Raw genomic sequence first — 23429 nt, forward strand, 5'->3', positions numbered from 1 at the left:
GCATGAACCAAACATCAGATACACCCGCTAGTCTTCTCCTAATTTACACAAATTGAAACGGGTCTGTATTCAGTTTAGAAGCCACAAACGTCACATCTAGCCCTTTTTCTTGCGTCATTTTAGCTAGAGTTTTCGCTACTCCAGCTTTCATGACTTTCTCTACATTGTGACCAGGGTCGATAATATTTACCCCTTCCATCTGTGCATCATGGGCAACATGGTAATATAAATCTCCTGTGACATATACGTCTGCACCCATAAATTTGGCTGAACGATAATATTTATTCCCATCTCCACCTAAGACAGCCACTTTTTTTACTGGAGTTTGTAAATCGCCAACAACACGAACACCTTTAACGTCAAGAGCTTCTTTTACACGCTCTGCAAATTGTCCTAATGTCATTTCATCGACATAACCAACTCGACCAAGCCCTAGCGTTTCTCCTTGATTGTCTAGAGGATAAATATCATAAGCGACTTCTTCATACGGATGAGCTTTCAGCATTGCAGAAAGAACTTTTTTTTCAATGTTATCTGGAAAAATGGTTTCGATACGAACTTCATTCACTTCTTCAAGCTTTCCTTGAGTACCGATATGAGGGTTTGTTTCTTCGCCAGGGAGAAATTGACCTACTCCACTTGCAGTGAATGCACAATGGCTATAGTTGCCGATGGCACCTGCACCAACTCTTCCTAATGCCTCTTTCACTTTCTTAGCACTTTCTTCCGGCACAAAAACAACTAGTTTCTTTAATTTTAATTCATAGGTTGGCACTAAGACCTTTGTATTCGTAAGTCCTAATGCTTCTGCTAATAAATCATTGACTCCGCCTTTTGCCACGTCTAAATTCGTATGGGCTGCATATACGGCAATATCATGCTTGATTAATTTTTCAATAATTCGCCCAGCTGTTTGTTCCGTCGCGATCTTTTGTAATGGACGATAGATAATGGGATGGTGGGCAATGATGAGCTGCACATTTTCTGCAATCGCCTCATCTACTACTTCCTCAAGAACATCTAAAGCAATGAGTACTTTTTCAACAGGCTTATTTAATCTGCCAATTTGAAGTCCTACTTTGTCACCTTCCATGGCATAAGATTTCGGCGAGAATTGCTCAAATAATTGAATGATTTCATATCCGTTCGCTCTCTTCATTCTTAGTCAAGAACCTCCTCAACCATGCGTAGCTTATTTTGTAATTCTTCTTTCTTTTGACGGTTATCTTCTGTATCAGCCGCTTGCTCGAGCTTACTTAATATTCGCATCCAATTCTTCATTTCACTTTTCCATTTCTTCACGAAAGGTTCTGTTTTTTTAGATGACAAAAATGGACCCATTAATAATTCAGAATGAATTTTTTCCTGATTATATGGTCGATGCGGTTCCCCTTTTTCAGCTACAAGAATTTCGTAGATTTTTCCGTCCTCTTCTAAAATCTCTTCCGCTATTAATTGCCATTCATGATCAATTAACCAAACTCGGATCGACTGTGCACTTAAGTTCGGCTGAAGAATTAGCCTTGTGACACCTTCGAGTTTATCCAAGCCTTGTTCGAGAATACTTGCGATCAAAGCCCCACCCATACCAGCGATAGTAATGCAATCTACTTCCCCTGGTGAGAGTACCGCAAGGCCATCTCCTTTTCTCACGTCTATTTGGTTCGTCAATTCTTCGGACTCTACTTGCTTTTTTGCTGATTGAAATGGACCTTCTACTACCTCACCTGCAATCGCGAAGGGTACACGTCCTTTTTTCACAACATGACACGGCAAGTAAGCATGGTCTGAACCAATATCAGCAATACTGCTTCCTTCAGGTATGTACCCCGCTACTGATTGCAATCTCTGCGACAATTTATCTATATTCATTCCTTCACCACTTTACAAATTCTATGGATAACTCCATTTTATAAGTATAAAAAAAGTCCTTTACATATGCAAAGGACTTTCGTTACCTATTTTGAGCTTATTTTAGAGTAGCAAGCCATTCAGCCATCTCTGCTTCTTTGCCAGCAACTAAGCCACCAGGCATACCGCCATCTGTACCATTTGTAAGAATGTCTACAAGCTCTTCTTGACTATGCTTGTCTCCAACTCCGATTAATGATGGACCAGTGACTCCTTTATAGTCTCCACCATGGCATCCTACACAGCCCTTTTGTTGGAACAATTCTTCAGGTGTTGCATTTGCAACCTCTTCTGTTTTTTCTCCGCCATTTTCTTTCTCTTCAGCGATTTCTTTCATATCACCAAGACCTTTAAATGACATTAAGAACATAACAGCAATTCCTAGTACCATAATTAAAACGAATGGAATAATTGGATTACGATTCATTGCAATAACCTCCCTTATGTAAGAACAATCAGTCAACTAAATATATATACAAACAACCCTTATTGTACTCGAAAAACGATAGAAGGAAAAGCCCTAAAGTAAAGTTTGTCACACTAAGTTCATAAAAAAGTCAAAAACTTCGCTACAATTTCAACTAGTTTTCGTTTGTCTTCTAAATTTTATTCTTCTAACATTCAATTCGAAAATAGCGAAAATGAAAAATCCGGAAAATTATCCTTGACCTATAAATGAATTCGCTTACAATATTATTATAAGGGTATTAATTGAATTTTCTTAACATTACTTAAAATTAAAGAAACATTGAAATGACAAGCAACCCCATTCCCACATACCCTGATAAAAGGAAATACATGAGCTTTAATTTCTTTCCTGCTAATAACCATAACAAGCAGTTCCCTATAAGCACAGCGTAGAGAATAATGATTCCTTCAGGAAAAAAATGAACGATCCATTCAACACTAATCAGCAAAAGCAAAAGTGCCGAAATAACTAAAGAAATTTGAAATGCCATTCCTTTTTTGAAAAAATATACTGTAAGGGCAACTCCACATAGCAATATAATACTGGAAAGACCCATTTGCAAATCGAAAGATAATTCTGTAAAATATAATAAAAAAACAAATACTGGAATTAACAATAAAGGAAGCAAATTATATTTACCAAGTTTCGCCTTTGATTTCCCTTGTTCCGTAGGTTGATTTCCTTCTGTATACAAGGCTAAAAGGTAATCACAATATTGTTCAGGAAGCATTTTATTCTGCTTCCAATATAGAATTTCATTGATAATAATTTTTTTACGATTTTCATCCATTACGTCGCATCCTTTTATTTTAAAAAAAAATAGTTTACCTCAATTGTATGAAGTAAACTATTTTCTGGCAATATATTTTTTTAGACTCTATTCTAAAAAGTCTTTTAGACGTTTGCTTCTGCTTGGATGTCTTAGTTTGCGTAAAGCTTTTGCTTCGATTTGTCGAATACGTTCACGCGTTACACCGAAGACCTTACCGACTTCCTCAAGAGTTCTTGTGCGTCCGTCGTCAAGCCCAAAACGAAGACGTAGAACATTTTCTTCTCGGTCTGTTAAGGTATCTAGAACGTCTTCTAATTGCTCCTTCAATAATTCGTAAGCAGCATGCTCCGAAGGAGAAGTTGCATCTTGGTCTTCAATGAAATCTCCTAAGTGTGAATCGTCCTCTTCACCAATTGGAGTTTCAAGAGAAACTGGCTCTTGAGCAATTTTTAAAATTTCTCGAACCTTGTCAGGAGTTAAATCCATATCTTCAGCAATTTCCTCTGGAGATGGTTCGCGCCCTAAATCTTGAAGTAATTGGCGTTGAACACGTATTAATTTATTGATGGTTTCAACCATATGAACCGGGATACGAATGGTTCTTGCTTGGTCGGCAATCGCACGAGTAATCGCCTGACGAATCCACCAAGTAGCGTAGGTACTGAATTTGAATCCTTTACGGTAATCGAACTTTTCTACTGCTTTAATTAGTCCCATATTACCTTCTTGGATTAAATCAAGGAACAACATTCCTCTACCCACGTATCTTTTAGCAATACTAACTACTAAACGAAGGTTTGCTTCTGCCAAACGCCTCTTGGCTTCTTCGTCACCTTGTTCAATTCTTTCGGCTAAGCGAATTTCTTCTTCAGCAGAAAGCAAGTCAACACGACCGATTTCTTTAAGATACATACGAACTGGGTCATTAATCTTAACACCAGGAGGGACGCTGAGGTCATTTAAGTCAAATTCCTCTTCCCCTTTAGACAGTTCTTGTACGTTTGGATCACTTTCATCGTTCTCGTCAACTAGCTCTACACCTTGTTCTTCCAAAACTGCATAGAATTCATCCATTTGATCGGAATCTAACTCGAAACTAGATAGCTTTTCAGCAATATGATCATAGGCTAACACGCCTGTCTTTTTTCCTAATTCCGTAATCTGTTCTTTTGCTTGTTCTAGGGTCAAATCTGAATCAACCTCTTTTGAACGGGCCGACTTTTCAGCCATATGTACCCCTCCTTCTAAAAATCACAAAACCAATTTATTAAAACTAAATCCCGCATCATAAAGTTTTACGAAGCTGAATAATTTCCATCGCAATCCTCGCTGCACTGGTAAAATCACCATGTCGCTCGGCTTCTTGTTGCTCTTTTTCTTTTTCCTTTATTTTTAACATTTTTTGATGTTTCAACACCTGATTAATATAATCGGATAATTCCTGGTCGCTTATTTCTTCATTTATGGACATCATCTCAATGTTGGCAATTATTCTCTTGAGCTTATCGTCTGTCAAATAATTCATAAAGTGGCTTGGATTAGGTTCTAGTCCCTCTTCAAAATATCCATATAGATAAGTGATAATAGCCTGGTGTTCATCAATGTTAAAGGAATGGCCCGTGAGCCTATCTTGCACTTTGTGAGCAATATCTGGATTTCTCATCATGTGGTAAATTAATCTTCTTTCAGCATTGTGGAAAGCTTTTTTAGGTAGCTCAGGCTGCCTGGGAGCAATAACTAATTTTTTCTGTTCAGTTATGGCTTGCCCACGGCTATTCTTCTTATTAGAAAAATATATTTGCTTCTGCTCTTCCTGTAAGGCTTCCAATGAAAGTGAGAATTCATTCGCTATTTGCCTTAAATAATGATCTCTTTCAACTGCTTTATCGAGCTGACTAATTTCCTTTAATACTTTTTCGATATATTGGAGCCGATCTCCTTCGTTTTGAAGATCTTTTCCTCTTCTAAAGTAAACAAGTTTGAACGACATCAGTGTCATACTCGCACCAATGATTTCTTTTGTAAACTTAGCTTCCCCGTATTTCTTAATATAATCATCAGGGTCTAATCCATCTGGCATCATCGCTACTCTTACTTGAGCACCAGCTTCTACTAAAAGACTAGATGCACGGTAAGCAGCCTCGATTCCAGCGTTGTCTGAGTCATAACAAATGGTAACTGCATCTGTATTCCTGCGAATTAAAGAGACATGTTCGGCAGTTAAAGATGTTCCCATCGTGGCAACACCATTCTCTACTCCCGCACGATCGGCAGCAATACAATCTGCAAAGCCTTCAAATAGTATAAGTTGTTGTAGCTTTCGAATACTTGGTCTAGCTAAATGAAAATTATATAAAATTTTACTTTTATTAAAGATTGCCGTTTCGGGACTATTTAAATATTTGGGCTCATCTGCCCCGAGTGATCTCCCAGAAAAAGCAATCGTATTTCCCTTTTGGTCAAATATTGGAAACATAATTCGATCTCTAAATCGATCAAAATAGGTTCCATCTCTTTCCCGCTTTATAATGAGTCCCGATTTTTCCAAGACTTCAGGTTCGAAATTCCTCTTTGTCAAAAACTTATAAACAAAGTCCCATGAATTTAAGGCATATCCAATTTGAAATTTCTCAATCGATTCTAATGTAAATCCTCTTCCCAATAAGTATTCTAACGCGTGCTGACCATCTTTTGTGTTTACAAGTAAATGATGGTAGAATTTACGTATTAACTCATGAGCTTCCACCATTTGTCTAATTTCTGGCGGTACAGAAGATTCTTTCGAAACCGCGGAAGGAGATATTTCAAGTTCAATATTCGCCTTTTCTGCTAGCTTTACTGCAGCTTCTTGAAAGGAAAGGCTTTCGAGATCCATTAAAAACGAAAAAATATTTCCTCCAGCTCCACAACCAAAACAATGAAAGATTTGTTTTTCAGGGGAAACGGAGAACGACGGCGAATTCTCGCCATGAAATGGACATAATCCAAAATAGTTACGCCCTTGTTTTTTTAGTTGCACATAGTCGCTTACTAAATCAACTATATCAACAGCTTGGCGAATTTCATTTATTTTTTCTTCAGCAATTCGCGCATGCATTGAGAACAACTCCATATTTCAGTCATATTTTCAAAAAGGTAGTTCTCAGGAAACCTGGACTCATTTATCAGATATTCGGCAAAAATTAAAAATCCCCTTTAATTTTCGACAATATTTTTATAAAATTTTTCTCAAATCGGATTCGATCTTCACGGGTAAAAGGTTTTGGGCCTTTTCCATATTTTCCGCTCCTGCGAGCTTTTGCTGATAAATACCTCATATGTAATGCGGACTCAATGTCCTTTTCTTCATATAAATTTCCCCGTGGATCTAGAACAATTACCTTTTTTGAAAGAAGGGTCGAGGCTAAACCGATATCTTGTGTTACGGCAACATCTCCGGCATTTGCATGATTCATAATAAACAAGTCTGCAGCCTCTTTATCTGAATCCACATAATGCCATGAGCCACCTAATGAATCATTACGTACATGATTATAGGAGGCAACAAAGATAAGACTTACACCGAACCCTCTAGAAATTTCGACAATCTCCTCTTTTACAGGACATGAATCTGCGTCCACAATTACCTTCAGTTTCTCTATTGTACTATAAATTCTACATCACTCCATATATTCCTGCTTAAAAAAAGGAATAACTTTCGGAATCACTATTTGTCGAATTTTCTTTCGGCACTTGTCTTGACTTCTATCCATATTTAGTTTATTCGTTCAGTACTCAGTCTAAACCTATTATAAACATTTTTATCACAATTTTTTATTATAGTATAAACAATTGCAGTTTTCCATTATTTTTTCTCTCTAATTAAGAAAAAATTATGCGTATGATGAATTTGGTCTATGATAACACCATTTTTACTATCATCAGCCCCAAAAAAAGAAAGAAACCAGCACCTTGAATCTGTACTAGTTTCTCCATCCATTATTCAGATATTTTACTTTTATAGTACTGGTTTAAAATGATGTTAGCCGTTTCTTCTACTGCCTTGTTCGTCACATCAATTGTTTGACAACCGATTCGAGTAACAATCGTTTCAAAATACTCTAGCTCTTCCTGGATGCGCGACACATTTGCATAGCTTGCTTGATCGTTCAAGCCGAGTGAAAGAAGACGTTCTCGTCTTATACTGTTAAGTTTGTCCGAACTGATTTTAAGTCCAAAACATTTTTCCGGTGATGTTTGGAATAGCTCTTCAGGCGGGTCAACCTCTGGAACTAAAGGGACGTTTGCCACCTTTAGTCTCTTATGCGCTAAATATTGAGAGAGAGGTGTCTTTGAAGTTCTAGAAACCCCAACTAACACAATATCGGCCTTTAGAATCCCTCTCGGATCCCTACCATCATCGTATTTAACCGCAAACTCAATTGCTTCGACCTTTTTAAAATAATCCTCATCAAGCTTACGTACTAGCCCTGGTTCAAACAATGGCTTTAATCCACTTGCTTGCTGGATATCATCAATTAGTGGACCAATAATGTCACAAGCATAGATACCTTCTTTTACACTTGTTTGCTTCATATATTCACGAATTTCTGGTTTTACCAATGTATAGGCAATCATACCCTTGTCCATTTTCACAAGAGAAATCACTTCATCAACATCTTCTATGTCTTCCACATACGGAAACCGTTTAATCGTTGCATTACTACCATTAAATTGGCTCACAGCAGCCTTTGTTACAAGTTCTGCTGTTTCCCCAACAGAGTCAGATACAACATAGATGATCGGCATACTTCCCATTCTAAAAATCATCCCCTCTGTCACATTTTTAAACCGGCCTATTTATATGCGATGTTACAATTCCTATTCATTACTGGCCAAAGCAACCAGCGCTTTTGTTAAATTAGTCTTTGTTACACGGCCAATTACTTCGTAGCCTTTTTCTGTTTCTTTTACGACTGGTAATGCATCAATTTGTTTATCTATAAGCTTCTGAGCTACATCAATTAGTAAGTCTTCTTTTACACACATGGTGATGTTAGGCATCCGTGTCATAATTATATTTACCGGAAGAGTCGTTAATTCCTGCTTTCCAATGCTTGCTCGGAGAAGGTCTTTTCTTGATAATACTCCTACTAATAGATTTTGTTGATCCACTACAAATAGTGTCCCCACATCCTCTAGAAACATCGTTACAATTGCGTCATAGACGGAAACATTTTCACTTATTACTACTGGAATAGACTGATAGTCCTTTACATAAAGCTTTTTCAGGTTTTCTGTAAGCAGCTGAACACTTGATTTGCCTGTATAGAAATAACCAACCCGTGGCCTGGCATCTAAAAATCCAGACATAGTTAAAATAGCTAAATCAGGACGTAGAGTCGCACGTGTCAAATTCAATCTATCCGCAATCTGTTCTCCAGTGATTGGACCATTCTCCTTCACAATCGCAAGGATTTGCTCTTGTCTTTTATTTAGTTCTATTGTACTCACCACCTAACATGCTAGTTCAAACACGAATAATGCTATACTTTATATTCATTATTATATACTACATAATGGAAATGAAAAGAATATTTGTTGACGATAACGAAACACTTTTCGAAATATTTTCATTATAAAGTTAGAAGGAGCCAAGTTCTTTGTGAACCGGCCCCTTTTTTGAAATTCTATTTTACGATGATTTCTGTTACGTTTGCAAAGTCTTTAATTCTATTCGCAAGCTTAACCATTAGGTTTAAGCGATTGGCTTTTAACTTTTCATCATCCACCATAACCATCGTATGGTCGAAATAATCATTAATTCTATCCTTCAGAGAAACAAGTAGTTCATAGGTTTCTTGTTCCGATACATTGCTTTCCAAAGTTTTTTCTACTTCTACAAGCTGATTATAAAGATTACGCTCATATTCATTTTCAAATAATGTCGTCTCAATTTCTCCTGGAGCATCGGCTTTACTTGAAATATTAATGACTCTGCTTAGTGCTTCCATGCTTTCCTTAAAGCCTTCTTCATCCTTTTTCACATTAAGGATTTCCGCTTTGCGTACTAACGATGCAATGACACCAATTTGTCCAGCTAACAGAGCATCGATTAAATCGTAACGAACTCCACGTTCTTGAAGTAGATGCTTAATTCTAAGCTTAAAGAAGCTTAATAGCTCTTTTTCAAGCTCTTCACGGCTAAGCTTTGCAAAATTTGCTGATTCAATCATTTCAATGCTTAAGCTAATAAGTTGTTCTAGTTCAATATCCCAATTTTTATGAATAAGAGTCTGCACAATCCCTGTTGCCTGTCTGCGCAGTGCGTAAGGGTCTTGTGAACCACTCGGGATGACCCCGATAGCAATGGTTGATGCAATGGTATCCAATTTTTCAACGATCGCAAGTGCCGCACCAGCATTCGTTTCTGCAGGTGAATCTTCAGCGTTTCTTGGCATATAATGCTCGTTAATTGCTTTTGCAACTAGTGCATCTTCACCTTTTTGGATTGCATACTTTTCACCCATAAATCCTTGTAGCTCTGGGAATTCATAAACCATATTCGTGACTAGGTCGAATTTGCTGATTTCTGCTGCTCTAGCTGCAACTTTTTTGTCTGCATCAGTAAAATTTAGTTCAGCTGTTAACTTGTTTGTTAAAGCTTTAACTCTTTCCACTTTCTCAGCAAGCGTTCCAATTTCTTCGTGAAAAACGATCGTTTTGAATTTTTCAAGAGCCTTAGCAATTTCCATCTTCTGATCTTCTTTATAGAAGAATGCAGCATCTGCAAGTCTAGCTCTTAATACTTTCTCATTTCCTCTTGCGACTGTATCTAAATGCTGATGATCCCCATTTCGAACAGTTACGAAAAATGGTAGTAGCTTGCCGTCCTTGGATTTAACCGGGAAGTAACGTTGGTGCTCTTTCATCGAAGTTATGAGCACTTCCTCAGGTAACTCAAGAAACTCTTCTTCAAAACGACCAAAAAGAGCTGTCGGATATTCTACTAGGTTATTAACTTCTTCTAATAACTCTTCATCTATCGGGATGATCCAACCATTTTCTTCCTCAATCTTTTTCAACTGAGAAACAATTGCATCTTTTCGTTCTTGACTATTGGCAATAACGTATTGGCCAAGCAGTGTTACAACATATTCTTCTGGTGAAGAAATTACAACCTTATCGCCTAAGAAACGATGACCTCTCGTCCAAGTAGCTGTTGCTACGTCCGTAATCTCAAACGGGATTGCTTCAGTTCCAAACATAGCGACTAGCCATTTAATCGGTCTAATGTATTTAATTTCTTCATTCGCCCAACGCATGTTTTTTGGGAAAGTTAATCCTGTAATAATTTGCTTTAATTCTGGTAAAAGAGACTTTGTTTCCTGACCTTTAGTGAATTTCTCAACATGAGCGTATTCAACCCCATTTATCTCTTTAAAATAAATGTCATCAACACTCATCCCTTGTCCTCGAGTAAATCCAATTGCTGCTTTGGACCAATTACCACTTTCATCTAAAGCAATCTTCTTGGCAGGACCCTTTGCTTCCTCTTGTATATCTTCTTGTGCTTCTGAGACGTCATTGATTAGAACAGCTAGACGACGAGGAGTAGAGTAAGATTTGACGTCACCAATTTCAATTTGCTTTTCAGCAAACCAATTTTTTAGTTTATCCGTTAATTGCTCAATTGAGTTCGTCACGAATCTCGCTGGCATCTCTTCTAAACCAATCTCAATTAGTAAATCCCTACTCATGACGATTCTCCTCCTTTGCCTTTAAAATAGGGAAACCAAGTTTTTCCCTTTCTTCATAAAATGTCTTCGCAATTTTTCTCGCTAAATTACGGCAACGTCCAATATATCCTGTACGTTCCGTAACCGAAATAGCTCCCTTCGCATCTAAAAGATTAAAGGTATGAGAGCATTTCAATACATAATCATAAGCAGGATGTACTAGACCTTCGTCCATTTGGCGATGAGCTTCTTTTTCATACGTATTAAATAGATTGAACAGCATTTCTGTATCAGAAGTTTCAAACGTATATTTTGAATGTTCATACTCTGGTTGCATGAAAATATCTCGAACCGTGAATCCTTCCGTCCATTCTAAGTCAAATACATTTTCTTTATCTTGAATGTATGAAGCTAATCGCTCAATCCCGTATGTGATTTCAACAGAAACTGGCTTACACTCTAAACCACCAACCTGTTGGAAATACGTGAACTGTGTAATTTCCATACCATCTAACCATACTTCCCAGCCTAGACCTGCACAACCAAGGGATGGATTCTCCCAGTTGTCCTCAACGAAACGAATATCATGTTCCAAAGGGTTAATTCCTAATGCTCTTAAAGAGTCTAGGTATAGCTCTTGGATGTTATCTGGTGAAGGCTTCATAATAACTTGGAATTGATGGTGCTGATAAAGGCGGTTTGGGTTTTCCCCATAACGACCATCTGCTGGACGACGAGACGGCTCTACATAGGCCACATTCCATGGTTCCGGACCAATTGCTCGCAGGAATGTATAAGGACTCATTGTCCCTGCTCCTTTTTCAACATCGTAAGCTTGCATAAGGATACAGCCTTGTTCTGACCAATGCTTTTGCAATGTTAAAATCATGTTTTGAATGTTCATTTTTTAACTTCCCTTCCTTTTGAATTTTTAGCATATGAGCCCAAAAGCGGAAGCGCCTTGTTTTGCCCCGACAAGCAATTGTTCTGCGACAAGAAAAGTCTGCTTTTGACTTTTATTGTCGCGGTTTATTTGACCAATGAAAAATGCTCTTTATTTTTCAATCGAGGGGCTAGGCGCTGGAGCTGGACGTAAAAAAACTCCCGCTCCCATATGCTGTAATAGCATAGGGACGAGAGTTACCCGCGGTTCCACCCTATTTGCTGCACATAAATGCAGCCACTTTAAAAGCCAAAAGGCACTCAACGCTCCGGAATGCCTTCCTTAACGCTCTATTTCCTAGCTCACACTATCCTAGGATCGCTTCTATAGAGGGATGTTAAGTACTCTTTTCCATCTTTGCGTTTTAATTAAAAATTATCATATCTAAAATTAATCTCATTGTCAATCTTGACCTAGACCTTTTAGACTTTCCATTTGTTTCAGAAATCTTTTTGTTTTCAAATTTAATCCAGAATACTCATCATAATAAGCAGAAATAATCGTTTTCAGTTCTTTTTTTGTTTCATCCTTAACTGAAATATTTCCTAATCTGGAGATATCCAAATAATAAAATAAGCGAAGCAGCTTCACAGTTGCTTGTGAAATTTTATAGTGGTAAGGATCCTTTTCAAGACATCGATGACAGATAAAACCACCTTCCCGAATCGAAAAAGAGAATTCCCCCTCAGTATTTCCACAAACAGAACACTGATTTAGTACTGGATATAAACCAAGGGAATTCAACATTTTCATCTCATATATATTTGACAATATTTCCGGATCATAGCCTTCGTTCATATAATTTAACGTTTGATAAAGGAGTTCGAACAAAAAAGGATTGGGCTTTCTCTCATCAGTACATTTATCAGTCAAATCAATGATATAGCTTGCAAAGGCTGTGAGAAAGATGTCTTCTTTGATGCTTCTCATAGATGAAATAATATCACCTTGCTGCAGGTTTCCTAAACCGGAACCCTTTTTAACCAAAAAATAACCATATGTAAAAGGTTGGGTGACAGCCGCCAGGCGACTATTCGGCTTTTTAGCCCCTCCTGCCATAACACCAACCTTTCCCCATTCTCGGGTATATAAAGTAACAACCTTATTTGCTTCACCATAATGATTTGTACGAATGACGATGCCTTCACATTTTTGAAGCATCGGTCAACACCATCCTATTACAGGACAAACACTAGAGATATGGAAACTTCTCTGCTAGCTCGTGCGTCTGATTTTCGGGTATTTCTTGATTTTCTTTCTCCAATTCCTTATAGAGAAGATAAGTGTCAATATTACCTGTCTCCGAAAATATCTTCCAGGTAAAATCTAACATCAAAAACCCCACCTTTCGATTTTTCGACTAGCAATTACTATCCCAAATCCTTAACTATATCTTGGCCCTGCCGTAATAATTTCATGTGACGTAAATATTGTTAATAACTTTTTACGTAGATTTTGAATGACAAAATCATGCATATTCCTAGAGCTTGATTAATACTCTAGAATGTAACATTTTAACCGCTTAATACTCGTCTTCACGGAATCCAAAATCGCGTAACTGAGACATTTTATTACGCCAATCCTTTTGCACCTTAACCCAAAGTTCTAAAAATACTTTCGATCCTAAAAGATTTTCAATATCGATTCGCGCTCTTTTTCCGATCTCTTTCAGCATAGCTCCTTGCTTACCGATAACGATACCTTTTTGCGAATCTCTTTCAACAATGACAGTAGCCATGACATGAATGACATCCTTATCATCCATCTTGATCATTCTGTCAATTACAACAGCAAGTGAATGAGGAATTTCCTCTCTTGTTAAATGCAGCGCCTTTTCTCGAATTAACTCAGAAACAATAAAGTGCTCCGGATGATCAGTAACCTGGTCAGCTGGGTAATATTGTGGACCTTCAGGCAAGTATTTTTTTACTAGCTCAAGAAGCGTTTCTACATTGTTTCCCTCTAACGCTGAAATCGGTATGATTTCTGCGAATTCATGCTTCTCTTTATACGATTCAATAATCTTTAATAGATCGTCTGGATGGATTTGATCAATTTTATTAATAACCAGGAAAATTGGCGTCTTTACGTTGCTAAATTTTTCGATGATGAATTCCTCGCCACGACCGTAACCTTCCTCTGCGTTCACCATAAATAAGACAATATCTACTTCTTTTAAAGTGTTTTGAGCAACCTTCATCATAAAGTCACCAAGTTTATGCTTAGGCTTATGAATTCCAGGAGTGTCAATAAAAATCAATTGTGCATCGTCAGTTGTTAAGACTCCCTGCACCTTATTTCTTGTGGTTTGCGGCTTATCGCTCATAATCGCAATTTTTTGTCCAATAACTCGGTTTAAAAAGGTTGATTTCCCAACGTTTGGTCGTCCAATAATAGAGATAAACCCTGATTTGTGTTCTTGTTGTTTTTGATTATTCATGTAAGTCCTCCGGTGAAAATGCGCCTGTCAGTAATTCTACTAATGGTTCTTTAATATCCCCTTTTAGGTTCGTTAAAACAAATTTCATGTCTTTTGGGCACAACTTTGATGCTGCAATTAATTCCTCAAGCTTCACTAAAATACTTCCTTTCGTTTCAAAAGACTACTGTTCCTATATTTTACCGCATTTTTACTTCATTTTCATTATTTGTTGCAAAAATGTAATAAAAGAATTAGAATTTTCTAAAAACTTATCCATAATTCAAAACTTATGGTTCTGTTATTTTAACCCTTTCTGTAAGCAGATACAAACTTTTGAGGTTTACAAACTACACCAAACGTAAAAAAGAACTGCCAAAAAGACAGTTCTAAGTTGTTTATAGAATTTTCGGCAGGAATATAATAATTCCAACAATAACGGATAAAATCGAGTAGATAAATGCAGCCCCTGCCGCAATATCCTTTGCCTGTTTTGCCAAAGGATGATATTCCTTTGTGACAAGGTCTACAATTCTTTCAATTGCTGTGTTAACAAGTTCCAATGCAAACACGCCACCAATGGCAAATAAGATAAAGAGCCATTCAATTGCCGATAACTTCAAGATAAAGCTAACAAACACAACAATCACCGAAATGCTCACGTGAATTTGCATATTCCGTTCCTTCATGAGTGTATGTGTTATCCCCTGTATGGCATATTGAAATGAACGAATGACGTTACTGGACTTAAACTTATTTTTACCGTTGTAATCCGTATTCATCTAAAATATCCTTTTGCCGACCGAACATAACTTTTTCGTCTTCCTCATTTTCATGGTCATACCCTAATAAATGAAGAAGCCCATGGACTGCCAAGAATCCCATTTCACGTTCAAAGCTATGTCCATATTCCTCAGCCTGTTCCTCAGCTTTTTTAATCGAGATAATGATGTCCCCTAGTACTCTGGGCATATCTCCACCACTTACTTCGATTTCTCCCTCTCCCATTTCTTCTAGAGCGAAAGAAATTACATCGGTTGCGTAATCCTTGTCGCGGTACTCACGGTTTATTTCTTGGATTCTGTCGTTGCTCACAAAGGTTACAGATAGCTCACTACCTGACTCCACTTCCTCTTTTCGGGCCGCAAAGTTTAATAATTCCTCCAATGTGTTGAGCATTTTCTCTGATAATTCATTTGTTTCATCTAAAAAGTCTATTTCTAAACTCATGCTTGTTTCACCTTCTGCTTTGTCATTTCTGGATATTCGATTCGAGAATGAAAAATTCCCTTTAATGTTTCACAAAATGTATTTGCGACAATTTCCAATTCCTTTAGAGTCAAATCACATTCGTTCAATTGCCCATCCTGAAGCCTATCAGCAATAATGTTACGAACTAATCCTTCAATTTGATCCGGGGTTGGACTATTCATCGACCGGACAGCTGCTTCTACACTGTCTGCAATCCCAACGATGGCCGTCTCTTTCGTTTGAGCCTTAGGACCAGGATAACGGTAATCCTTCTCCTCTACATCTAGCCCGCTTTCTTTTGCCTTATGATAAAAGAATTTTAATAATGTGGTACCGTGATGCTGTTCAGCAATATCCACAATTTCCTTCGGCATTTTATGCTTACGTAAAATTTCTGCACCATCCGTAGCATGAGCAATAATAATATTTTTACTCGTTTGCGGTGGTAGACGGTCATGAGGATTCTCAATATTCATTTGATTTTCGATAAAAAACTGCGGACGGTTTGTTTTCCCAATATCGTGATAATAACAACCTACTCTTGCAAGGAGACCATTGGCTCCAATCGCTTCACACGCTGATTCTGAAAGGTTTGCGACCATTACACTATGATGGTAGGTCCCAGACGCTTCGGTTAATATTTTTCGTAACAACGGATGATTTGGATTCGATAATTCAATTAGTCTCATCGTTGATAGAATGCCAAATCCAGCTTCAAAAAATGGCAAGAAGCCGATTGTTAACACAGCAGAAGTAATCCCTGAAATCAAAGCCGCTGAAATATAAAATGTATAATCTAGCGCATTATAATGGGCATTTTGCATAAACACTAACGCAAATATAACAATTAAATTAATCAAGGAAATAAACAGACCAGCCTGTAATATTTTGCTCCGCTGATTCTTTTTATTTAAGAACAGAATGCCCGCTATTCCACTGCACAATATGTAAATGCCAACATTCATATTTAGAGAGCTGGTGATGCCTTCGTTAAAGATAATGCTTGCGCAAAGGGCCACAATCACTGTCCAAATGAAAGCGATGCGTTCATCAATCATGATTTTTAAAAGCATAGCTCCCATTGCGACTGGGTATACATAACCAATTTCCGAATACTCGATATTGATATAGCTAATCCCTTTAAGAATCCCTATTGATAATATAAAAATAATACTGAAAAGGAGCAAATAATTTTGCTTCGTTTCTCTTCTCACCTTTAAATCATTAAAATAAAAATATACTGCAAGTAACATCAAACCAATGACTAAGAAAAGGCCGAGAAACGGTAAAAGAGAATTTTCATTATCCAACAAGCCAACAAGCTCTAATTGACGGTAAATTTCCGGATTGATCAATTGATTCTCTTCGACAATAATTTGTCCCTGCAAAATTTTAACAGGCTCCACACCTTCTCTTGCTTGCTGTCTAAGCTCTTGAGTTGCATTTACATCAAAAAACTCATTTTGCATGACTGCATAACGACCTAGCTCAATGACAGCATTTCTTAAACCATTTTCAAGGTTTGTGAACTTTAATTCCTCTTCTACCCGCTTCTTACCGTTTTCTACTTCATCAGCCGGGATACGATTGCTCATCACATTATTAATAGCAGTGACAGTCAAATCCTTAGCAATCGACAGCTGTGATGCAGAAGATGATACAAGAGCAGTAAACGTCGTATCTGAAACATCCTTTGCTACATCCTCAGTTAGTCTCTCTTTGAGCATCGTTACCTTTTCTTCAACTGTAGGAGGCTCAATTACTGGGGTGTTCTCATTCTCAGGGCTGTCCTCAGGAGGAACAACTTCAGCTTCTGCCTCTTTGACGACGTCAGCAGCTGAATCAAAAATAGAAGTAACTAGATCAACCCGATTTTCATTTATTTCTTTTTTTAGAACATAAACATCTTTAACCTGTGATTCGGCAGCCTCTCTTTTCTTTTCCGTGTTTTCTTGATCAGAAACAGTCACAGGGGAGCGAATCGCTTCTGTAGAAACTGAAAAAAGGTTTAAATTAAGCTTTTCAGGTTTCACATTGCTATACATGGCCACATAAAGAATAAAACCTATGATCAAAAATAACAGCACTCTAAAAAAAGTGACGTCTAATAGGTTACGAATTTGGGCTAATTGTCGCTGAAGCTTTTCCATTTCATTTCCTCCTATCTTGGCAATTGTGAGCCAGATAAGCCTTAAAGCGATATTTTTTTCCATACATGGGCACATGCTATTTATAAAATACGTATCTATAATGACTTATGAAAATGATAACAGTTTTCCAAGTAACTTTCACCTAAAAAAAGGAATCTGTAATTAATTTATTACAGTATGGTACATTACATCTCCATTATAGCCAAAATATGTACAAAAAAGCCGTTTGGTGCATCCAAACGGCTTATTTTTCAGTTGATTCAGTTTCGTAGGCTTGAATAATTTTAGCGACTAGTGGATGACGGACAACGTCACTTTGTTCTAGATAAACAACGCCTATACCATTAACACCTTGTAATCTTTTCTCTGCTTCTATTAAACCAGACTGTACACCTTTCGGAAGATCAATCTGCGTTTTATCTCCAGTAATAATCATCTTTGAACCAAACCCTAGACGCGTTAAGAACATTTTCATTTGTGCTTTTGTTGTATTTTGAGCTTCATCTAAGATTACATAAGCATCATCAAGGGTACGTCCACGCATATAGGCGAGAGGCGCGATTTCAATCGTTCCTCGATCGATAAGCCTACCAGTATGCTCTACTCCTAAAATATCATGGAGAGCATCGTAAAGGGGCCTTAAATACGGATCAACCTTTTCCTTTAAATCTCCTGGTAAAAATCCTAAACTTTCACCTGCTTCTACTGCAGGGCGAGTTAGAATAATTCGCTTCACTTGACTATTTTTCAGAGCCGTGATGGCCATTACAACAGCCAAATATGTTTTTCCTGTTCCAGCAGGTCCAATTCCAAATACCAAGTCATTCTTTTTCATTGCTTGGATATATTGTCGCTGCCCAAGGGTTTTGACACGAATTGACTGACCCTTTGCATTCTTTGTTATTTCTTCCTCGTACATATCCTTAAAATACTCGAGCGTTCCTTTTCTCGCCATTTGCACAGCATACATTACGTCTCGACCTGAAATATTAATTCCTTTTCGAATAACATAGAGAAGTTTCTCAATAATTCTACTGACCAATTCAACGTCTTCTTCGTTTCCAGAAACGTAAATCGTTTCCCCTCTCGTAACGACAGAAACCCTTAGTTCATCTTCAATGATTTTGAGATTGGCATCAGAATTCCCTAATAAGGATATTGCTTCATTTGGATTTTCTAATTGCATTTTAATCGTCGTTAATTCTTCTGTCATTCCGACACTCCTTGAATGATTGGGTATGATTTTGCAATATTCTCGATGACTTGGAAATGTATTAATAAATATACTTTACCATTCTGGGTTGTTTGGCGCAAAACATTTTCCCCTTTAATCGTAGCATCTTCCGGAATATCGTTTTTTATATCCTGCCGTGCCATTTCTTTCGCTACCTCAACCGCTTCATCATTGGAGTACGTTCTCATAACCTTTTCACTCTCTCTATGTGTTTTTTCTACGTAAGAGATAGGTAACTCCCATTTCAGAAAACGAAAGGTCTTTTCCTCTTTTTCCGTTTCAAATGCCTTAAACGAATTTTTTCCAAAGCCCCAAATTGGAAGTGAGAAAGAGCCAAATTTAAGATAATGCTTTCTTTTTTCATTTCCAGTAAAGACATCAAAGTTCGTTTTCAATGAAACCGATACTTCAGACTTGTACCAAGTTTCCCCGAAAACTTCTCCTTTAGCGGAGACAGACTTCGTTTTCCCTTCCTTTCCAATACTTCCAGAGACGAGCAGTTGCCCTGGTTTTACATAATCATTTATTTCAACAACAGGTTGCCCTTCTTCCACAAACATATCAACAATAACTGCTTTTTTAGTGGCAACTAGATTTTGAGGTCCAAGCTTTTCCGGTTGTTCTGGAATCGTTTTTTCAACAACCTGAAGATGATAGGTTGTCCCTTGTAGTTCCACTCCAACCCAAGTGATTTCCTCTAAATTGTCTGTTATTGCTCGTTGGATCCCCTCTGGATCCTCTAAAAAGAATTGTAGTTTTCCGGTTTGAACACCGATTTTATCAAGTTCTTGCCTAATCTTATGTTCAGTTTCAGGGTCCGCTCCGTTAATTTCAATGCCCCAGACCATATTGGATAGTACAAAAACAACCGCTGCAAAAATGAGTGCTCCGACAAAGAAACCACTGTTCTTTAAGATCCTTTTGAAAAAAAAAGGAAAGCCTGTCCTTCGTAAAAATTCTATTTTACAGCCTGATTTTCGAACAATTGGCCGCAATCTTTTTATTTCTGCTAACGATATTTTAAAGGTTAATGTTTCTTTCCCATGTTTTTTCAAATCCCAAATTTTGATTCCACTTCTTGTCAAATTATTAATAAATCTCTCCAGACCTTGACCAGATATTTTTACTGTGACGACTCCTGTGTAATAATAAATCCATTGATTTCTCATCACTACCCTCCTAAGCATGTACACTTTTATATAAATTTAAATTTTGAAGTCAATTCCAATTGCTTATTTTTAAGCGATGCAGTCTCGTGAGTTGATTGGGCACTGCTCCATTTAATTCTCACGAGACTCGCGCTCTACAATCCAATCATGATGTTTCCGATAACCAGAGCTCAGTCATTCACATAAATGACTTGATCAATTTTACCTTCTAGCATGATTTCTTCTGGAAGGATTGTTTTGATAACAAAGGCTTTTCCTTTTACCAAAAGTTGGCCTTGTTTTAACATGAGTCTGACTTCTTTGTCAGAAAAGGCAAGCAACCCTCGGTGGTTCTCGATATATATGTGAATTTGTCCAATCATTGTAATACGGGGAAGGTCCATCATGACATCTTGTGGAAGCTCCATATGCTTCGTCATCCAGTTCTTAACCTGATGTCCCCACTTTTTTGCCATAAAAAAAGAACCCCCTTTCATCTCATAATATGAGATAAAAGAAGGTTCTAGCACTTCTTTTTATTTCCCTTGCTTAACGTACATCGAGCGGTGAGGCTTACGCGCTCTAGGAGGTCCAAGTATTTCAGACCAAATGACCGCATCCGCAAGTTTGTTTGAATCGACCTGAAAATCATTTTTTTCTTGATGGGTCGAAGGTTCAGGGTTAAGTTTCACTTCGTTCAATCGAATATTTTGCTTGATATCGACTGCATCTCGCTTAAGTAAATCAGCTTTCCTTTGTGCTTCTAGATAATCTTCCTGAAGCGTCCTATCTACTTGGACATGCTCCTCACGATAAACCTCCACTTTCTGCAAAGGTTTGACTTCAGAACTAGAATCAAAGTTAGGCAGTTGTACCGTTTCCCAAAAGTTCTTCGACTTTTTCTTCGTAGGCTTTGTCTCGTTTTTCCTCTTCTTAAAAATAGAAGAGATGATTCCTACAAGTATGGCAATAATAAGAGGATTGTCTAATAAAAAATCCAAGAGAGATTACCTCCCTTCCAATTTGGAGAGCTTAATCTTGTTTCTTATCTTTTTTGTCTCCAGAAATTTTGCCGATAGAATCTCTCATTTCTGTATCAGCTTCAATGTTACGGATATTCATATAATCCATGACACCCATATTTCCTGATTTAAGCGCATCTGCCATAGCAAGAGGAACTGTAGCTTCTGCTTCAACTACCTTCGCTCTCATTTCCTCAACTTTTGCCTTCATTTCTTGTTCTTGTGCAACAGCCATCGCACGGCGCTCTTCAGCTTTTGCCTGAGCAATTTTCTTATCCGCTTCAGCCTGATCGGTTTGAAGGATCGCTCCAATGTTCTTACCGATATCAACGTCTGCAATATCAATCGATAAGATTTCAAAAGCAGTGCCTGAATCTAATCCTTTTGATAATACAGTTTGAGAAATCAAATCTGGATTTTCTAACACTTTTTTATGATTCTCAGAAGAACCAATCGTAGAAACGATCCCTTCACCTACACGAGCGATAATCGTTTCTTCCCCTGCACCACCGACTAGGCGTTCGATATTTGCTCGTACCGTAATTCTTGCTTTTGCTTTTACTTCAATTCCATCCATTGCTACACCGGCAATAAAAGGTGTTTCGATAACTTTCGGATTAACACTCATTTGTACAGCTTCTAATACATCACGTCCAGCCAAATCGATCGCTGCACAACGTTCGAAAGTAAGCTCGATATTCGCTCTTTGTGCGGCAATTAACGCATTAACAACGCGGTCAACATTTCCTCCTGCTAAGTAATGACTTTCAAGCTGATTCGTCGTCACGCCAATCCCTGCTTTATGCGCTTTAATTAATGGATTAATAACACGATTTGGAATAACACGGCGAAGCCTCATTCCAATTAAGGTAAAAATACTAACTCTGACCCCTGCAGCTAATGCTGAAATCCACAGCATCACAGGTACAAAAGTTAACAATACACCGATAAGAATAATCGCTAGAACAATAGCAACTACTAATAGGGCAAATGGAGCTGTAATATTCATAATTTATTCCTCCTTTTGATCTGGCACTTCTCTAACAACTATTCTTGCGCCTTCCACTTTAACAATTTTCACCTTTTTGTCCTTCAGAATGAAAGAACCTTCACTTACGACATCAATTCGTTCATCTTTAACCAAAACGGTTCCAGCTGGACGCAGCGCCGTCATTGTAATACCTTCTAGTCCAAGTAGCTCTGTTCTGTTTATATTTGAGACATAGCCACTTTCTGAATTGGTGGAATCGGTTAAAATAATCTTTTTAAATATACTCATCTTTTTACCAAACACCTTTACCATTAGGATAGATGCCAAAATCGAAATACCTATTGCGATAAGCAAAGAGATTCCCATATGGATAATATTATCAGTCGCTAAAAACAAGCTCGCTAAAATGGAAATGAATCCAAATATTCCTGCAATCCCGCCTGGAAGGAAAAATTCTAAAATAATTAATCCAATACCAAGGACAAACAAAATTATCGTTTCCATGCCTGCGAGTCCGGCTACAAGATGTCCGTAGAAGAAAAGCAGTAATGAAGACAATCCCATAAATCCTGGGATTCCAAAACCTGGTGAGTATAATTCGACGACAAGTCCAAGACTACCGATAGTTAACAATATAGGCACTACCACGGGATGAGTAATAAAACGGGCAAGTTTCTCAGCAAAGCTCTCTTCCACTGAACGAAGCTCTGCATTTGGATAACCAATCTGTTCTAGCACATCACTCAAGTTTGTAACAGTACCATTTGAATAGCCGACCTCAACAGCTTGATCCGATGTTAAGGTTAAAAATTTCCCCTTTGGAGCACCGTATTCAGGTAGATCGATATCAGGATCAGCCATTGCTAAAGCATAAATCGGGTCCCGTCCACTTTGTTCAGCAGCCCCCTTCATCGCACTTAACCAATAGGACTGAGCCTTTTCATCAGCTGTATTTCCTTCTTGATCAATAATGCCCGCTGCTCCAATACTTGAGCCTGGTACCATATAAATTTCATCCGTATTCAAGGCAATATAGGCACCTGCTGATAAGGCTTTGTTGTTGATATAGGAAACCGTTGTTAGCGAGGTGGAAGTTAATAACTTCCCAATTTCACTTGCTGCATCTACAACACCGCCAGGAGTATTAATTTCAAAAATAATAGCTTTTGCATTGGCATCTTCGGCAGTTTCAACAGCCCTTGTTAAAAAAGCATGTAATCCTTTTTCAACATTTTCTTTCAGCGGAACCACATAGACAACATCATTATTAGCTTTACCATGAACTGGGAGGAGCATAACGATTATTGTTGCTAAAAAAGAAAGGGTTATGAGCAATCGTCTAATTGTCATTTGGTTTCCCACGAACTTCCCTCCTTTCAAATACGTATCGACAGGTATAAT

At 37.8% G+C, this 23429-nt stretch carries 23 protein-coding genes, 1 pseudogene and 1 other annotated feature; all 24 genes and pseudogenes read right to left on the minus strand.

Annotated features, from left to right (window positions below; all coding sequences use genetic code 11):
- Nucleotides 1-43 precede the first annotated feature (43 nt).
- Nucleotides 44-1159: a Nif3-like dinuclear metal center hexameric protein gene (locus FA727_RS10500; RefSeq protein ID WP_136830833.1), complete on the minus strand. Its 1116-nt coding sequence runs from the start codon at nucleotides 1157-1159 to the stop codon at nucleotides 44-46.
- Between the two features lie 2 nt (nucleotides 1160-1161).
- A complete protein-coding gene (locus FA727_RS10505; protein WP_136830834.1) occupies nucleotides 1162-1872 on the minus strand; it encodes a tRNA (adenine(22)-N(1))-methyltransferase in 711 nt (236 codons plus the stop codon).
- 97 nt (nucleotides 1873-1969) lie between these two features.
- Nucleotides 1970-2338 (minus strand): cytochrome c550, encoded by a 369-nt coding sequence (gene cccA / locus FA727_RS10510; protein ID WP_136830835.1) that lies wholly within the window; start codon nucleotides 2336-2338, stop codon nucleotides 1970-1972.
- A 310-nt stretch (nucleotides 2339-2648) separates the two neighbouring features.
- Nucleotides 2649-3170 (minus strand): hypothetical protein, encoded by a 522-nt coding sequence (locus tag FA727_RS10515; RefSeq protein WP_136830836.1) that lies wholly within the window; start codon nucleotides 3168-3170, stop codon nucleotides 2649-2651.
- An 87-nt stretch (nucleotides 3171-3257) separates the two neighbouring features.
- A complete protein-coding gene (gene rpoD / locus FA727_RS10520) occupies nucleotides 3258-4382 on the minus strand; it encodes an RNA polymerase sigma factor RpoD (protein WP_136830837.1) in 1125 nt (374 codons plus the stop codon).
- 55 nt (nucleotides 4383-4437) lie between these two features.
- The gene (dnaG, locus tag FA727_RS10525) at nucleotides 4438-6249 is read right to left on the minus strand and encodes a DNA primase (RefSeq protein ID WP_136830838.1); all 1812 of its coding nucleotides are present in this window, start codon (nucleotides 6247-6249) and stop codon (nucleotides 4438-4440) included.
- A gap of 85 nt (nucleotides 6250-6334) precedes the next feature.
- Entirely contained in the window at nucleotides 6335-6772 is a 438-nt protein-coding gene (locus FA727_RS10530) for a YaiI/YqxD family protein (RefSeq protein WP_136830839.1), read from the minus strand.
- Between the two features lie 358 nt (nucleotides 6773-7130).
- Complete coding sequence (locus tag FA727_RS10535; RefSeq protein WP_136830840.1) at nucleotides 7131-7949, minus strand: pyruvate, water dikinase regulatory protein; 819 nt, start codon at nucleotides 7947-7949, stop codon at nucleotides 7131-7133.
- Between the two features lie 63 nt (nucleotides 7950-8012).
- Nucleotides 8013-8648, minus strand: a complete 636-nt coding sequence (ccpN, locus tag FA727_RS10540) for a transcriptional regulator CcpN (protein ID WP_136830841.1) — start codon at nucleotides 8646-8648, stop codon at nucleotides 8013-8015.
- Between the two features lie 173 nt (nucleotides 8649-8821).
- Nucleotides 8822-10891: a glycine--tRNA ligase subunit beta gene (gene glyS, locus FA727_RS10545; RefSeq protein WP_136830842.1), complete on the minus strand. Its 2070-nt coding sequence runs from the start codon at nucleotides 10889-10891 to the stop codon at nucleotides 8822-8824.
- Nucleotides 10884-11774 (minus strand): glycine--tRNA ligase subunit alpha, encoded by an 891-nt coding sequence (gene glyQ / locus FA727_RS10550; protein WP_136830843.1) that lies wholly within the window; start codon nucleotides 11772-11774, stop codon nucleotides 10884-10886. Before glyQ ends, glyS begins: the two co-directional genes overlap by 8 nt.
- Before the next feature lie 222 nt (nucleotides 11775-11996).
- Nucleotides 11997-12180: a binding site (T-box leader), on the minus strand.
- A gap of 35 nt (nucleotides 12181-12215) precedes the next feature.
- On the minus strand, nucleotides 12216-12974 hold the full coding sequence (gene recO / locus FA727_RS10555) for a DNA repair protein RecO (protein ID WP_136830844.1): 759 nt from the start codon (nucleotides 12972-12974) through the stop codon (nucleotides 12216-12218).
- A gap of 31 nt (nucleotides 12975-13005) precedes the next feature.
- Nucleotides 13006-13146, minus strand: a complete 141-nt coding sequence (locus FA727_RS10560) for a YqzL family protein (RefSeq protein WP_136830845.1) — start codon at nucleotides 13144-13146, stop codon at nucleotides 13006-13008.
- Between the two features lie 189 nt (nucleotides 13147-13335).
- On the minus strand, nucleotides 13336-14253 hold the full coding sequence (era, locus tag FA727_RS10565; protein ID WP_136830846.1) for a GTPase Era: 918 nt from the start codon (nucleotides 14251-14253) through the stop codon (nucleotides 13336-13338).
- Nucleotides 14246-14362 (minus strand): annotated as a pseudogene (locus FA727_RS10570) (cytidine deaminase); the annotation flags it as partial. The pseudogene FA727_RS10570 and the gene era, both read right to left, overlap by 8 nt.
- Nucleotides 14363-14630: 268 nt before the next feature.
- Nucleotides 14631-15014 carry a diacylglycerol kinase family protein gene (locus FA727_RS10575; protein WP_136830847.1) on the minus strand — a complete coding sequence of 128 codons (384 nt, stop codon included), beginning with the start codon at nucleotides 15012-15014 and terminating at the stop codon, nucleotides 14631-14633.
- Nucleotides 14992-15462 carry an rRNA maturation RNase YbeY gene (gene ybeY, locus FA727_RS10580; RefSeq protein WP_136830848.1) on the minus strand — a complete coding sequence of 157 codons (471 nt, stop codon included), beginning with the start codon at nucleotides 15460-15462 and terminating at the stop codon, nucleotides 14992-14994. The genes FA727_RS10575 and ybeY overlap by 23 nt, the downstream gene beginning before the upstream one ends.
- Nucleotides 15459-17633, minus strand: a complete 2175-nt coding sequence (locus FA727_RS10585; protein ID WP_136830849.1) for an HD family phosphohydrolase — start codon at nucleotides 17631-17633, stop codon at nucleotides 15459-15461. Before FA727_RS10585 ends, ybeY begins: the two co-directional genes overlap by 4 nt.
- Before the next feature lie 244 nt (nucleotides 17634-17877).
- The gene (locus FA727_RS10590) at nucleotides 17878-18846 is read right to left on the minus strand and encodes a PhoH family protein (RefSeq protein WP_136830850.1); all 969 of its coding nucleotides are present in this window, start codon (nucleotides 18844-18846) and stop codon (nucleotides 17878-17880) included.
- Nucleotides 18843-20036, minus strand: coding sequence for a sporulation protein YqfD (gene yqfD / locus FA727_RS10595; protein ID WP_136830851.1), 1194 nt, complete (start codon nucleotides 20034-20036; stop codon nucleotides 18843-18845). The genes FA727_RS10590 and yqfD overlap by 4 nt, the downstream gene beginning before the upstream one ends.
- A 170-nt stretch (nucleotides 20037-20206) precedes the next feature.
- Nucleotides 20207-20491, minus strand: a complete 285-nt coding sequence (gene yqfC, locus FA727_RS10600; RefSeq protein WP_136830852.1) for a sporulation protein YqfC — start codon at nucleotides 20489-20491, stop codon at nucleotides 20207-20209.
- A 60-nt stretch (nucleotides 20492-20551) separates the two neighbouring features.
- Nucleotides 20552-21016: a YqfB family membrane protein gene (locus FA727_RS10605; RefSeq protein WP_136830853.1), complete on the minus strand. Its 465-nt coding sequence runs from the start codon at nucleotides 21014-21016 to the stop codon at nucleotides 20552-20554.
- A 31-nt stretch (nucleotides 21017-21047) separates the two neighbouring features.
- Nucleotides 21048-22046 carry a flotillin-like protein FloA gene (gene floA / locus FA727_RS10610; protein WP_136830854.1) on the minus strand — a complete coding sequence of 333 codons (999 nt, stop codon included), beginning with the start codon at nucleotides 22044-22046 and terminating at the stop codon, nucleotides 21048-21050.
- 3 nt (nucleotides 22047-22049) lie between these two features.
- Entirely contained in the window at nucleotides 22050-23378 is a 1329-nt protein-coding gene (locus tag FA727_RS10615) for an NfeD family protein (RefSeq protein WP_136831065.1), read from the minus strand.
- Nucleotides 23379-23429: the final 51 nt, after the last annotated feature.

The sequence above is a fragment of the Robertmurraya kyonggiensis genome, assembly GCF_005116465.1.
In the GTDB taxonomy this organism is placed as follows: domain Bacteria; phylum Bacillota; class Bacilli; order Bacillales; family Cytobacillaceae; genus Robertmurraya; species Robertmurraya kyonggiensis.